The organism is Candidatus Pelagibacter sp. (genome assembly GCF_052048095.1).
Classification (GTDB): domain Bacteria; phylum Pseudomonadota; class Alphaproteobacteria; order Pelagibacterales; family Pelagibacteraceae; genus Pelagibacter.
In genome coordinates this window covers 1,039,380-1,054,233 of sequence record NZ_JBNAKG010000001.1, presented here as the reverse complement: position 1 = coordinate 1,054,233, position 14,854 = coordinate 1,039,380, and the positions used below count along the sequence as shown (strand labels likewise).

Here is a 14,854-nt window from a genome sequence, read left to right as displayed (position 1 = left end):
ATGAGTTTTGATTTAATAATTTCTAGTTTTCCTAAAATGATTAATGCAGCATTTATAACTGTTCAACTGTTGTCATTATCATTATTAATAGGTTTGTTAATAGGTTTGCTCGCTGCAATTTTAAGACTAAATAAAAATATTTTTGTTAATAAGTTAGCCTACGGATATTCATATTTATTTAGAGGCACACCTTTATTAGTTCAAATTTATATAATTTATTTTGGATTAGGTAATATAGAGTTTATTAGAACAACTTTTCTTTGGGTATTTTTAAAAGAACCTTTTTGGTGTGCAATAATCGCGTTTGCATTAAATACGGGAGCCTATACATCTGAGATTTTAAGATCAGCATTTCAAACTATAAAACCAGGGGTAATTGAGGCTGGCAAAAGCTTAGGAATATCAAATAAAATAATTTTTTATAAAATTCAAATTCCAATAGCTATTAGGCAATCATTACCAGCATATGGAAATGAAATAATTTTAATGCTCAAAGGAACTTCTTTAGCAAGTACAGTAACAATCATGGATCTCACAGGAGTTGCAAAGCACATTATTTCAACAACTTTTAAACCTGTAGAAGTATTTATTTTAGCTGGAAGTATTTATCTTTTTATGACGTTTATAATTCACAATGTTATAAAATTTTTAGAAAAGAAATACAGTTTCCAACAATAAAATGCACTTATCTCAACAACTTATAGACGAGTATAAAAATAATGGCGCTATAATTATCAAAGATGCATTCAAAGAGTGGATCGAACCATTGAGAAATGGTTTTAAAAAAGTATTGGATAAACCAAGTATACATGGAAGAGAGAATGTAAATGAAAAAGATGGAAGATTTTTTGAGGATTATTGTAATTGGGAAAGAATAAAAGAATTTAAAGACTGTATGTTTAATTCTTTAGCAGCACAAATAGTTGCTGAAGCAACAAGTTCTAAATCAATACAAGTATTTCATGACCATCTATTTATAAAAGAACCTGGAACAAACAAAGAAACACCTTGGCACCAGGATATGCCTTATTATTGTGTTGATGGAAATAAAACAGGAAGTTTCTGGATTCCACTAGATAAAGTAGATAAAAAAAATAATTTGAAATTAATTCTTGGGTCTCATAAATGGCAAAAACTATTAAGACCAACTAAATGGTCTAATAATCAACCTTGGTATCAAGATGATAATTCATTTATGAACCTTCCTCCAGAAAATGAATTTAAAGAGAATATATTAATACCAGACTTAGAATTAGGTGATGCAGTATTATTTAATTTTAAAACCGTGCATGGTTCAACTGGTAACAATAGCAATCATAAACGTAGAGCATTTTCTATGAGATTTATTGGTGATGATGTAACTTTTTTTAAAAGAAGTGGTCCAACTTCCCCACCTTTTGATGGTATAAATTTAAGTACAGGAGATCAAATGAGAGAGGATTGGTTTCCAAAAGTTTTTAGTAACTAGTATATTCCTTAATCTCTTTAATTACTGAACCAGTATGGTTATTAATTTCTAGTTTAATTTTTGCACGATCATCATTTAAAAAATGAACGTCTCTTGAAAGTTTAATAAATTTTTCACCAAAATCTTTATCTTTTTCACATTGTCTTTTATCGTCTTCTATTACCCAAAGTTTAGCATTAATCTCTTTTAGTGATTGAAATAAGTCTTCAAGTTTATCATCAGACTTGACGTTTTGATTGAGTTGTTCTTTCAAAATTTTATGTTCTAAATTGATAAATTTAAGCTTGTCTTGATCTTTAATTTTTTCTTGTTTAATTTCTAAAATTGAAATTTTATCTAAAAGCTCACCAACAGAAACTTCAACTATAATTTTATTCATAAAAATAATTTGTGTGTTAAAATACTTATAATGTCTAATATCTTAATAATCAAACACGGTTCTTTAGGTGATATAGCGCAAGCAAGTGGTGCAATTCAAGATATTTTTGAAAATCATCCTAATGACAAAATTTATTTATTAACAACAAAACCTTATTTTGAATTATTTAAAAAAAATCCAAACATTCATGAAGTAATTCTAGATAAAAGACTATCAAGATTTAATGTATTTTATCTATTCTCTTTAATGAAAGAGTTAAAAAAACATAATTTTTTTAAAGTTTTTGACCTTCAAAATTCATCTAGGAGCACTTTTTATAAAAAAATTTTATTTCCTAATGCTAATAGCGAAAAGTGGTCCAGTTCACTAACAACTCTTCCCGAGGGAAAAACTAAAGAAGAATTTGATAAAAAATCAGTGCTTGAAAGATTTAACCATCAATTAAAAACCTCTAATTTAAAAACAAATAATACTTTAAAACCAGATTTTAACTGGGCTTCAGAAAATATTGAAGAAGTAATTAAGAAATATGATTTAAAAAAATATATTTTATTATTTCCGTTTTGTTCGCCTCATTTAACATTAAAGAAATGGCCTTATTATGAAAAACTTACTGATTTAATATTTGAAAACTTAGGCAATGAATATAAAGTTATAACAGCTCCAGGACCAAATGAAATTAAAGACTCATTAAATCTTAAAGCAACACCAGTTCTTGATAACGACAAAGCATTAAGTATTTCGCAATTAACAACTTTAATTCAAAAAAGCAGTTTTGTAATTGCTAATGATACTGGTCCCGCACATATAGCTGCTCATACAAATACAAAAGGTTTAGCTTTATTTGGAAAACACACAACAGCTTACAAAGTTAGTATTGAAAGAGAAAATTTTAAAGCTATTCAAGTTGAGGATTTAAATAATCTAAGTGCCGAAAAAGTTTTTGAAAGACTCTTAAAAAAGCTTAATTAATCAATTAAACTTTTTTTGACATAAACGTTACCAGACATTATTAATCTTGCATTTCTAGTTGTTGTAATACTTATATCTTTAATTTCATCTTCCTCATATTTTATATCAAATTTAATTTTTAATAATCCTGAAGGATGTTCTAGGGAAAAATTACCTGTGTCAGTGTAATCTTTATAAAATTCCGAGCAAATTGTGTTTTTAGATTTACAAGAAGCTAAAAGTGCCATCGAGCCTGTTACAGCATAGGCTGGGTGACAATCCCAAGGCATAAAGTATCTTGATTTAATATCTGCTTTATCAGAGTTCATTATAATTGCAGTTTTAGGTATTACAGAATTTGATACATCTCCTAAACCAACTTCTTTTGCTATTTTTATACGAATGTCATTCATACGATTTATTATATTTTTATTTTCATTTAATTCATTAAAAGTTTCGCTACCGTTCAGCTCCAAGTCTTTAGCCTTAAAAATAACCATTGGAACCGCACAATCTATTAGTGTGAAATTAACCCCATCAATACAATCAATTTTATTTCCAGTTGGGAACAGTTTATTTGTTTGTGAGCCAATTATATTTAAGAATTTTAATTTTATTGGAGATCCTGGCGTGGGCACCCCATCAATTTTGAAATCCCCATCATATTGAACTTTCTTTCCAGGAGTTTTTACAATTTGCTCAATTTTCATACCTGTATTTTTATCTCGAACTACAACTGATGTTTCGCCATCATCAGGTTTAACCAAACCTTTTTCAATTGCATAGGGCCCAACACCTACCAAGATATTTCCACATGATGGTTTCGTATCAACAATTGGTTGATCTATCTTCACCTGGGCGAAGTAATAATCAACATCAATACCATCTTCGGATGATTTATCTATTATAGCAACTTTGCTTTTAACTGGTTCGGCACCACCAAGTCCATCAATTTGCCTTATGTCTGGAGAGCCCATTACAGCCAATAAAGTTTTATCTCTTTTATTAACATCCGAAGGAAGATCTTCTTTCAAAAAGTAGGGACCTCTAGACGTTCCGCCTCTGATAAACATACATGGTATTTTTATTTGATCATTCATTTAGGGTAAAATTTATTTATTATAAAAGGTATCAAAAGTACAATCAAAATTATTCTTAAAAAATGATGATAACTTACAAATATAGGATCAATATTATACGCAACACTTATTACAACCATTTCATGAATTCCACCTGGTACAAAACTTAAAAAAGTTGGTAGGAAATCAAAACCAAAATAGCTTTCTAAAAATAAAGCCGCCAAAGCAGCAATTATTATTAAAATTGAAGAAATAATTATTCCATGAAAAATATAGAATAATAAATCTTTTATTTTTAATCCATTTAACCGACTTCCAAGTGCAGTTCCTAAAAAAATAAAAGCAATATTTATAAATACATCTGGAAATCTAGCATTGGTAATATCAAATGTGTACAAAATTCCAGAAATCAACATGCCAGCTAAAAGAGTCGATGATGGGACTTTAAATCTCTTTAAAAATAATGAAAAAAAATAACAAATAAAAAAAATTAGTGACAACTCAAAAAAATATTTTAAATCATAATTATTTTCATTTCCAAAACCTTCAATTTCAATATAGCCAACTTGATAAACGAATATTACTGGCAACATACATACTAAAAAAATAACTCTTGTTGCTTGTGGTATGAGAACTCTTTGATTATTATTATTTTTTAAATTTAATAAAGCAGCAGAAATTGGCACAAAAGCCCCTGGAAGGGCTGCCAAAATAGAATTTAGTTTCTCAAATTTACAAATTTTCAAAAAATAATAAGCCACTACTACTGTGCTTATCAAAACATAAAATATCATTGAAATTGAAGAAAATATCCAAAGATGAATTTTATAAAGCAAAGTAACATTAAGTGTCCCACCTAAAATTATTCCAATGATGAGAAAAATTGGACTTAGAAGATTTTTAGAAAAAGTAACTTTAAATGAAGTGAATGAAATAGATAAATTTAATAGCAAAGGACCTAATAACCATGGTAGAGGCAAATTCAGAAATAAAGCAATTACACCACCTAAAGTTCCCAGTAACAAAGCGACATAACTTTGCTTGATTATATTTTTAAAATTTTGCATAAGGTCTAAAATTATGAATATATACGATGTAATAGTAGTTGGAAGTGGTAATGCAGCTTTATGTGCGGCTTTATCAGCAAAAGATAACGGAGCAAAAAAAATTCTAGTCATAGAAAAAGCTAAAAAAAAACTATCGGGTGGAAATAGCAGATACACTAATGGATCCTATCGTTTTGCTTATGAAAATTTTAAAGATTTAAAAAAGATAATCCCTTCATTAAAAAAAACAAAAAAAATAGATTATGGGAAATATTCGAAAAAAAATTTTTATGACGACATGATAAAAGTTACAAAAAATAAAACTGATAAATTTTTAAGTAAAAAATTAGTTAATGATAGTCATGAGGCGATTTATTGGCTTAGTAAAAAAGGGCTAAAATTTGTACCCATTAAAGGTAAACAATCTTTTGTTGTAAACGGTGTAACAAAATATTGGGGTGGACTAACTTTGGAAGTGAAAGATCAAGGAGAAGGATTAATAAAATCTCTTTCTAATATTGTGAAAAAAAATAAAATTGAAATTAAATATGAAATTGCTGCAAAAAAACTAATAAAAAAAAATAATAAAATTATAGGACTAAAAGTTTTAAATAAAAAAAAACAACAAGATATTTTTTGTAACTCAGTAATACTAGCCTGTGGTGGTTTTGAAGCAAACGCGAAGATGAGGTCAAAATTTCTTGGTAAAGGTTGGGATAAGGCTAAAGTAAGAGGGACAAAGTTTAATACTGGAGATGGTCTTAATATGGCTTTTGAACATGGTGCCGCTGCTTATGGTGAATGGAAGGGTTGTCATGCTGTTTTTCATGATATGAATGGCCCAAAATTTAGTGATTTAAAAATCGCAGCAAAGTATAGAAAAATTAGTTATCCTTGGGGTATAGTTTTAAATGCTAAAGGTAATCGATTTGTGGATGAAGGTGAAGATCTTAGAAATTATACATATGCTAAATTTGGTAGAGAAGTAATTAAACAACCTAATCAATTTGCTTGGCAGATATTTGATAAAAAAGTAAGACCGATGTTGTATAAAGAATATGATGTAAAAAATGTAACCATGGTTAAAGCCAATACTTTAGAAACTTTGGTAAAAAAATTAAAAGGTGTAAATAGCAAAAAAGCGTTAAAAACTATTATAGATTACAATAATAAAGTTGATGATAAAATCAAATTTGACCCAACTATCAAAGATGGCAAAAGAACTAATGGTCTTAGAATAAATAAAACTAATTGGGCAAATAGAATTGATAAAGCTCCTTTTTACGCTTATGGAGTTACGTGTGGGATTACATTTACTTATGGCGGCCTCAAAGTAAGTAAAAAATGTGAAGTCCTGAATAAAAAAAATAAACCAATCAAGGGCCTGTACGCTGCAGGTGAAATGGTTGGTGGAATTTTCTATAATAATTATCCTGGCGGAAGTGGACTAACCTCAGGATCTGTATTTGGTAGAATTTCTGGAAGATTTGCTGCATTAAACCAATAAAGCAAATAATTATTTTAAAATAGAGACCTTTTGTCTTTTATAATTATATTAAATTTTTTCCTATAGTTTAAAAATTATTAAATTAAATAGGGAGACGTAATGATAAAAAAAATACTAGCGACAATAGTTGCTTCAGTGATCTCAGTTTCTTCAGCATTAGCAGTGGACTATTCTGGAAAAACAGTAACAATGTGGATACCATTTAAAGCTGGTGGTGGTTCAGATACTTGGGCTAGAGCTATTGGTCCTGCATTTAGTAAAAACTTACCAGGCAATCCAACAGTTGTGGTAAAGAATGTAACAGATGGAAAGGCAATTGGCGCTTCAAATAAATATTTTGCAGAGCATGGTAAAGACAAAGATGGCCTAGTTGTTTTTGGAACATCAGGTTCGGTGCAATTACCATATATCTTTAAAGATGAAAGAGTAAGATACCAATATAAAAATATGGTTCCAGTATTTGCAAGTGGAACAGGCGGTGTTGTTTACGTTAGAAAAGATATGGGAATAACTGACATTATTAAAGATTTTGACAAATTAAAAGGATCAAAATTAGTTTATGGTTCTCAAGGAAAAACATCTTTAGATGCTGTTCCTATTTTAGCATTTGATATGTTGGGATTAGACGTAAATGTTGTTTATGGCATGAAAGGAAGAAAAGCAGGACGAGCCGCAATTCTTAGAGGTGAAACAACAATTGATTACCAAACAACAGCATCATACCTAAAACATGTAAAGCCATTGGTAGAAAAAGGAGAAATGGTTGCGGTAATGACTTGGGGAGCTCCAGTTGGTGGAAAAGTTGAAAGAGACCCAAACTTTCCAGATCTTCCTTCTTTTCCTGAAGTTTATGAAGCTGTAACTGGGAACAAATTTAAAGGAACTGAGGCTAAATCTTGGACAGCTCTATTTTATGCAGGATTTGCAACACAAAAATATGTGATGCTTCCAAAATCAGCAAAAAGAGATGTTGTAAAAGCTTGGCAGAATGCTGCAGCTGCTATCGTTAATGATCCAGAGGCAATGAAAGTTTTAAATAAGAAACTTGGTAAATACGATCAAGTTACTGGTTCAAAAAACTTAAAATCTTCATTAAAAAAAGCAACTTCTGTTGATTCAAAATCAGAAAAATTTTTACAAGAGTGGAAAAACACTAAGTAATAAGTTCTAATTTGAGAAAAAAGGGGGGGCTTTGCCCCCTTTTTTTTTATATAATATTTTCATATGATCGAAGCCTTACTATCTGCACTCATCACAATAGTTTCAGGACAATCATTATTCTTTTTAATTTTAGGTGTGTTGTTAGGTTTAGTAGTTGGTGTTATTCCAGGGTTTGGTGGCACTGTAGGTTTATCTTTATTACTTCCATTTGTTTTTGGCATGGAACCAATATCTGGTATTGCAATGATGATGGGTTTAATGTCAGTTGTGGCTACTGCTGATACTTTTCCAGCTGTTTTAATTGGTGTTCCAGGGTCTGTTTCAGCTCAAGCAACTGTCATGGACGGTTTTCCTTTGGCCAAAAAAGGACAAGCAGCCAGAGCATTGTCTGCAGCTTTTTTCTCTTCTCTGTTTGGAGGATTATTTGGAGCTGTGCTGTTAACAGCAGTAATACAGATTGCCAAACCAATAATTCTAGCTTTTGGAACAGGAGAAATGTTGATGCTAGCAATTTTTGGAATTTCAGTTGTAGGAACATTAACAGGGTCAAGTATATTTAAAGGGTTAGTAGCTGCATGTCTTGGAATGATAGTTGGTTGCATAGGAATTTCTCCAGCTAGTTCAGAATATAGATTGGACTTTAGTACAGTTTTGGAAGTTCAAAATCCTATTGTAATGTATCTTGGTGGTGGAATTCATCTAATGGTTGTTGCTATTTCAATATTTGCGTTTCCTGAAATAGTAGAGTTATTAAGGTCAAATAAAGCAGTTTCTGAAAAAGCTGAATTAGAAAAATCAGGTTGGCTTATAGGTCTTAAAGATTTCTTAAGAAATAAATTTTTAGTTTTAAGATGTTCTTTTATTGGAAGTTTTATTGGATTAATACCTGGTATAGGTGGATCGTGTATTGACTGGATAAGTTATAGTCACGCCAAAACAACTGTCAAAGACAATAAAAATTTTGGAAATGGAGATATCAGAGGTGTTATTGGTCCCGAGTCCAGCTCAAATTCTAAAGAAGGTGGAGCATTAATACCTACTTTGTTGTTTGGAATTCCAGGTTCTGGTGGAACCGCAATATTAATGGGTGGATTAATTTTGTTGGGCGTAGATCCAGGTATTCAAATGATAGATACACAGCTAGATCTAATTTATACAATTATTTGGTCTCTAGCAGTTGCGAACATTTTTGGTGCAATTATTTGTGTTGCTATGGCAAAACCAATATCTCAATTAACAACTATAAATTTTACAGTCTTAGCACCATTTCTTATATCTTTAATTTTGTTTGCAATATTTAACTCAACAAGATCATGGGGAGACTTATTATTTGCAACATTCATTGGTGTGATAGCAGTTTTTATGAAAAGGTTTGATTATTCTCGTGTTGCTTTAATGATTGGTTTTGTTTTGAGCGATAGTATTGAAACTTATCTTTATCAAACTATGCAGTTCTATAAATTTTCTGAATTATTTACTAGACCTATTTTTTTAATATTAATTCTAATTTCAATTTTTTCTATTTATTCAGGTATAAAAATCATAAATAAAAAAGATGAAATTGCTAAATCTAAATCGGATTTATTAAACTCAAATACGAATTCTCAATGGATATTCTTATTCTTACTCATGTTTGTGGGAGTATATACAATATTTGTAACTGATCATTTACAATATCTTGGAAAAATTTTTCCTATAAGTGTTGGAATCTTTATGATCATTTTCACTTCTATAATTGGTCTACAAATGTTTTTTGGAAAAACAGGAGCTAAAGTTTTTTATGATGGTGAAAACTTATTGAGGGATAATAAAGAGATAAGAAGTTATTGGATGACAATTTTTTGGTTTATTTCACCATTATTTTTATCAGTATTTATAGGATTCTTTTTTTCTATTGGTTTGTTTGTGATTTTATTTTTAAATAAAATAGCAAGAAAAGGTATGACATATAGTATAATAAGTGGTTTGTTTGTTTGGTTTTTTTTAGGAGCAATTTCTCATTTTATGATAATGGATTTCCCTCCTGGGATTTTACAGTCTTATTTTGAATTACCATGGCCGTTAAGTTAAAAAAAAATAAGTTAAAATTAGAAAAAATTAATAAAGAATTATCTGAATATCCTCAACCAGTCTCAGGTTGCGATGCGCAGTACACTTGGTTATTACAACAAAGAGAGAATTTATTGGGTAATTTCAGAAAAATTATTGATAGAGTTGAAAATGATCATAAATTTTCTGTAGACACAGAGGAATATCGAACTAAAACAAATAAGAAATGATACCCAAGACATTTAAAAAACTAAAAATTAATAATGTCGAATATGATTTTGCTGATATTAGCAATATAAACAATATTGATAAAATTCCTTATACTTATAGAATTTTAATAGAAAATATAATCAGGCAAAATCTTTTACACCGAAATAATAACTCTAAGGAACAAATTAATTCAATTCTAGATAAAAAGATTGGTCAACCTATTAATTTTGCACCTAATAGAATTCTAAGTCATGATATTCTTGGTAAAGTAATGCTTGTTGATTTTATTGCTTATAGAGAAGCCTTACAAAAAAAAGGTATAGATACAAAAGATATTCAACCAGATGTACCAATTGATTTAGTGATCGATCATTCATTGCAAGTTGATTATTTTGGTGATGAGAATGCATCAAAAGATAATCTTAAAAAAGAATATGAAAGAAATTCTGAAAGATTTTCTTTTTTAAGATGGTGTTCTAAATTTTTAGACAAAGTTAACGTAATTCCCCCTGGTGTTGGGATTTGTCACCAAGTTAATATTGAATATTTATCAAAAGTTGTTTGGCGAGAAAAGAAAAATGATTTTAATTTAATCCATCCAGACACATGTATTGGAACAGACAGCCACACACCCATGGTTAATGGAATTGGAGTGTTAGGATGGGGAGTAGGAGGTGTTGAAGCCGAAATATCGATGTTAGGAAAAACAATACCTATGACTGTCCCAGAAGTGGTAGGAGTAAATCTTAAAAATTCTTTAAAAGAAGGTGTTACTTCAACTGATTTAGTTTTATTTATTACTCAATTACTAAGACAGAATAAAGTTGTTGGCAGTTTTATTGAGTTTTCAGGTGAGGGAGTTGAGAGTTTGACAGCCGGTGATAGAGCAACTATTGCAAATATGGCTCCTGAATATGGTGCAACTGCAGTTTTATTTCCTGTAGATAATTTAACCTTAGATTATTTAAAAATGACCGGAAGAACGGAAGAAGAGATAAAAGTTGTTGAAGAATATTCTAAGTTTCAAAAATTGTGGAGAAATCCTGACTTAACGCCTGAGTACAACCGAGTTTTAAATCTAGATTTGAAATCTATAGAATCTTGTGTGTCTGGTCCAAAAAATCCAGAGGACAAAATTAACCTTAATGATTTTTCTAAAAATATAAACGCCCATTCAAATATGCTTTATCAGAAAGATTTAAGAGAAGATAAATTTAGTGTGCCTAATCTAAATTATGAAATTAAAGACGCCGATATTATGATAGCTGCAATAACAAGTTGCACAAATACTGCTAATCCAAAAAATGTAATAGCAGCTGGGTTAATTGCAAAAAAATTAGTTGAGCAGGGATTTAAAAAAAACGACAAAGTTAAAACATCCTTTGCACCAGGAAGTAAAGTTACTGCTGAAATTTTACATAAATCTGGATTACAAAAATACTTAGATCAGCTTGGTTTTAATGTAGTAGGCTTTGGTTGTACTACTTGTAATGGTGGATCTGGACCATTAGATGACAATCTTGCAAACACAATTGAAAATGAAAAAGTATTTTCAGTTGCTGTATTATCTGGAAATAGAAACTTTCTTGGAAGAATTCATCCAAATATAAGAGCTTCATATTTAGCTTCACCTTCATTAGTTGTATTATTTTCAATCTTAGGATCAGTTAAAAAAAATATATTAAAAGATAGCTTAGGTAAAAATTTAAATGGTCAAGAAGTATTCATGAAAGATGTTTGGCCAGCAAATAATGAAGTAGAACAAATAATTCAAAAGTTTTATAGAGCAGAAACTTTTAGAGAAAAATATGATCAAGTTTTTGATGGTGGTGATCTTTGGGAAAAACTTAGCGTTTCAGATACCGAAAATTATAATTGGCCAGAAAGTACTTACATAAAAAAACCACCATATTTTAAGAATACAGAAAATTATGAAATAAAAGATATCAACTTAGCAAGACCAATTGTTCTTTTGGGAGATTCTATTACTACGGATCATATTTCCCCATCAAGCTCTATCACGAAAGGAACCGCGGCATCAGATTATTTAAATCAACTCGGAATTGATGCTAAAGATTATAATACCTATACAACTAGAAGAGCAAACCACGAAATAGTAGAGAGATCAACTTTTGCAAGTCTTCGTCTAAGAAATAAAATGACACCTGATCAAGAAGGAAGTTTTACAATTAAGTATCCTGAAAAAAAAATGATGAGAATTTATGAAGCTTCACTTGAATACAAAAAAGAAAATAAAGATTTAATAGTTTTAGCAGGTGAAAATTATGGTTGCGGATCTTCAAGAGATGTAGCTGCTAAAGGACCATTATTAATTGGTGTAAAAGCTATTGTTGCTAAAAGTTTTGAGAGAATTCATAGGTCAAATTTAGTTGGAATGGGTTTACTTCCTTTACAATTTGAAAAAGGACAAGGTATAGATGAACTTAAGATTGATAGTTCAGATCAATTTTCTTTAACTGGTTTAAACAAAATTAGTGATGATAATAAAAAAGTTTTAATGCAAATACATAAAGAAACTGGTGATGTAATTGAAGTATATCTCAAAGCAAGACTAGATGTTCCTGAAGAAGTTAATTTTTGGAAAAACGGTGGTATCTTACCTACCGCTTATAAAGAGGCGTAAAAATGGAACAAAAATGGATTAAAGCTACTTATTATCGTGGAGGTACAAGTAAGGGAGTTTTTTTTCAAAAAAAAGATCTCCCCACTCAAGACCAAAAAGAATTAAGTGAAATTTTTCTAAAAGTAATTGGTAGTCCAGATTTAAATAAAAGACAGCTTAACGGAATGGGTGGAGGATTATCTTCAGTTTCAAAATGTGTAATTATAAGTCCTTCAGAAAGAAAAGATGCTGATGTTGATTATAATTTTATACAGTTAGCAATAGATAAACCTGTTGCAGAATGGGATAATAATTGTGGAAATTTATCAGGTGCAGTTGGTCCCTATGCTATTCAAGAAGGGATTGTTAAACCTACAGAGGGTCAAAATATGATCAGAATATATCAAATGAATACTGATAAAATCATACATTCAACATTTGAAGTTAAGAATGGAAAACCAGTTATTAATGGAGACTATAGTATAGCTGGTGTAGAGGGCTCGGGTGCTAAAGTAAGATTAGATTATATTGAGCCAGGCGGGTCAGGGACCGGTAAACTATTACCAACTGGAAATGTAATTGATGAATTAGATATTGAAGGTTTTGGAAAAATTAATGTAAGTATCATAGATGCAGCTACACCTCTAATTTATCTTCTTGCTGAAGATTTAGGATTAACAGGAACCGAAACACCAGAGGAATTAGATAATCAAACTGACAAATTAAGTTTAATTGAAAAAATTAGGCAAAAATCAGCTCACATTATTGGTTTATCAAAATCAATAGGTGACGCGCCTTTAGGTAATCCAAGAATAGGATTTGTAACTTCACCAAAAGATTATTCGAGCTTAGATAACAAAAAAATTAATTCAAATGATCAAGATATTACTACCCGAATGTTTTCAATGGGAAAAACTCATAAAGCAATTATGGGAACAGCTGGAGTTAATATTGGCGTAGCAGCTGCTATAGAGGGAACTATCCCAAACAAAATTAAAAGAAAAGACTCAAACCCATTAGAATTACGTGTTGGACATCCATCTGGCTTAACTACTTCTGGGGCAATTATAGAAAACAAAGATGGAAAGCCTCACGCAAAATCTGCAATTTTTTTTAGAACCTTTAGACCTTTGATGAGAGGTGAGGTGCTAGTTTAGTTTTCTTTGGTCCTAAAAACCAAGCAAGAGGTATATTAAAAAAATCCGTGACTATTGCGCTAGGTATTCCAATTAGAATAACTAAAAAAAATTTTTTAGATAATAATTGAGACAAATTTTCTTTATTAATTTTTAAATTCGAGCTCATAAAGACTTATTGAGAGATTGACATTAAATTATGTTTTATGTTTAATCTTATCTTATTAACTTAAGAGAGGAAAAATGAAAAATATTAAAAAAATATTTTCAGTATTATTTTCAGCAATCCTTCTATTTTCAGCAACAACTACGAGTTCAATTGCAATTGATAAGTTACACTTTGTAATTGGTGGTGGTGCTGGTGGTGGTTGGGATGGAACTGCTAGAGGTACTGGAGAAGCTTTAACAAAAGCTGGATTCTTAAAAAGCGCATCATTTGAAAACATGTCAGGTGGTGGTGGTGGAAAAGCATTAGCTTATATGATTAACAATAAGCCTGCTGACACTGTATTAGTGCAATCAACTCCTTTGGTTTTGAGATCGATTACTAGACATGAAGGTTATGTTTCTGGTGGTGGAAGTGGAGTATTGTCTTACAAAGATGTTGTGCCAATTGCTGGAGTAATTGGTGATTATGGTGCAATTGCTGTTGCAAAAGATTCTCCATTCAAAAATTTTAAAGATGTGGTTGATGCTTACAAAAAAAATCCTAAGTCAGTAAAAATGGCTGGAGGATCTGTTAGAGGAAGTATGGACCATTTAATTGGTGCTTTAGCTTTTCAGGAAGCAGGAGCAAATCCAAATGATGTAATATATGTTCCTTATGATGCAGGTGGTAAAGCTTTAGCTGGACTTTTATCTGGAGAAACACAAATTATTTCTACAGGTTTAGGTGAACTTATGGGGGCAAGAGACCAAGTAAGAATTATTGGTATCACTGCACCTAGCAGAGTTTCAGATGCACCAGATGCACCTACACTAAAAGAACAAGGATATGATGTACAATTCGTAAACTGGAGAGGATTTTTTGGACCTCCAGGTATGAGCAGTGCAGATAAGAAAAAAATTGCAAAAATGCTAGGCGATGTACAAAAAACTTCTGAATGGGAAACTGTTAGAGCAAGAAATGCATGGGTTAATATTTACAACCCAGACAAAAAGTTTGTTAAATTTTTAGAAAAACAAACAAAAGAAATGACAGCTCTTATGAAAAAACTAGGAGTTATTTAATCCTTGCGGATTAAT

Annotated in this window: 13 protein-coding genes; 10 read left to right on the top strand and 3 right to left on the bottom strand. The window is 30.4% G+C overall.

Annotated elements, in window-relative coordinates; all coding sequences use genetic code 11:
- Both ACTT9P_RS05590 and ACTT9P_RS05585 read left to right on the top strand, forming a co-directional pair.
- Positions 1–678 carry an ABC transporter permease gene (locus ACTT9P_RS05590; protein ID WP_440909703.1) on the top strand — a complete coding sequence of 226 codons (678 nt, stop codon included), beginning with the start codon at positions 1–3 and terminating at the stop codon, positions 676–678.
- A 1-nt stretch (position 679) separates the two neighbouring features.
- The gene (locus tag ACTT9P_RS05585) at positions 680–1,468 is read left to right on the top strand and encodes a phytanoyl-CoA dioxygenase family protein (protein WP_440909702.1); all 789 of its coding nucleotides are present in this window, start codon (positions 680–682) and stop codon (positions 1,466–1,468) included.
- On the opposite strand, the gene ACTT9P_RS05580 is transcribed toward ACTT9P_RS05585, so the two are convergent.
- Positions 1,458–1,847: a DUF6165 family protein gene (locus ACTT9P_RS05580; RefSeq protein ID WP_440909701.1), complete on the bottom strand. Its 390-nt coding sequence runs from the start codon at positions 1,845–1,847 to the stop codon at positions 1,458–1,460. The genes ACTT9P_RS05585 and ACTT9P_RS05580 overlap by 11 nt on opposite strands.
- A 30-nt stretch (positions 1,848–1,877) precedes the next feature.
- Here ACTT9P_RS05580 and ACTT9P_RS05575 point away from each other — a divergent pair, with 30 nt between their 5' ends.
- The gene (locus tag ACTT9P_RS05575; RefSeq protein ID WP_440909700.1) at positions 1,878–2,819 is read left to right on the top strand and encodes a glycosyltransferase family 9 protein; all 942 of its coding nucleotides are present in this window, start codon (positions 1,878–1,880) and stop codon (positions 2,817–2,819) included.
- Here the strand turns inward: ACTT9P_RS05575 and ACTT9P_RS05570 are convergent.
- Positions 2,816–3,898 carry a 2-methylaconitate cis-trans isomerase PrpF family protein gene (locus ACTT9P_RS05570; RefSeq protein ID WP_440909699.1) on the bottom strand — a complete coding sequence of 361 codons (1,083 nt, stop codon included), beginning with the start codon at positions 3,896–3,898 and terminating at the stop codon, positions 2,816–2,818. The two genes, ACTT9P_RS05575 and ACTT9P_RS05570, sit on opposite strands and share 4 nt — an antisense overlap.
- Positions 3,895–4,944 (bottom strand): AbrB family transcriptional regulator, encoded by a 1,050-nt coding sequence (locus tag ACTT9P_RS05565; RefSeq protein WP_440909698.1) that lies wholly within the window; start codon positions 4,942–4,944, stop codon positions 3,895–3,897. Before ACTT9P_RS05565 ends, ACTT9P_RS05570 begins: the two co-directional genes overlap by 4 nt.
- Positions 4,945–4,957: 13 nt before the next feature.
- Between ACTT9P_RS05565 and tcuA the strand changes: the two genes are divergently transcribed.
- The 7 genes from tcuA (at position 4,958) to ACTT9P_RS05530 (ending at position 14,839) form a co-directional block, all read left to right on the top strand.
- On the top strand, positions 4,958–6,430 hold the full coding sequence (gene tcuA, locus ACTT9P_RS05560; RefSeq protein ID WP_440909697.1) for an FAD-dependent tricarballylate dehydrogenase TcuA: 1,473 nt from the start codon (positions 4,958–4,960) through the stop codon (positions 6,428–6,430).
- A 99-nt stretch (positions 6,431–6,529) separates the two neighbouring features.
- Positions 6,530–7,591 carry a Bug family tripartite tricarboxylate transporter substrate binding protein gene (locus tag ACTT9P_RS05555; protein ID WP_440909696.1) on the top strand — a complete coding sequence of 354 codons (1,062 nt, stop codon included), beginning with the start codon at positions 6,530–6,532 and terminating at the stop codon, positions 7,589–7,591.
- Positions 7,592–7,654: 63 nt separating this feature from the next.
- Positions 7,655–9,661 (top strand): tripartite tricarboxylate transporter permease, encoded by a 2,007-nt coding sequence (locus tag ACTT9P_RS05550; protein WP_440909695.1) that lies wholly within the window; start codon positions 7,655–7,657, stop codon positions 9,659–9,661.
- The gene (locus ACTT9P_RS05545; RefSeq protein WP_440909694.1) at positions 9,646–9,870 is read left to right on the top strand and encodes a hypothetical protein; all 225 of its coding nucleotides are present in this window, start codon (positions 9,646–9,648) and stop codon (positions 9,868–9,870) included. The genes ACTT9P_RS05550 and ACTT9P_RS05545 overlap by 16 nt, the downstream gene beginning before the upstream one ends.
- Complete coding sequence (acnA, locus tag ACTT9P_RS05540; protein WP_440909693.1) at positions 9,867–12,494, top strand: aconitate hydratase AcnA; 2,628 nt, start codon at positions 9,867–9,869, stop codon at positions 12,492–12,494. The genes ACTT9P_RS05545 and acnA overlap by 4 nt, the downstream gene beginning before the upstream one ends.
- Before the next feature lie 2 nt (positions 12,495–12,496).
- Complete coding sequence (locus tag ACTT9P_RS05535) at positions 12,497–13,630, top strand: 2-methylaconitate cis-trans isomerase PrpF family protein (protein ID WP_440909692.1); 1,134 nt, start codon at positions 12,497–12,499, stop codon at positions 13,628–13,630.
- 222 nt (positions 13,631–13,852) lie between these two features.
- Positions 13,853–14,839: a tripartite tricarboxylate transporter substrate binding protein gene (locus ACTT9P_RS05530; RefSeq protein ID WP_440909691.1), complete on the top strand. Its 987-nt coding sequence runs from the start codon at positions 13,853–13,855 to the stop codon at positions 14,837–14,839.
- The last annotated feature ends 15 nt before the right edge of the window (positions 14,840–14,854 follow it).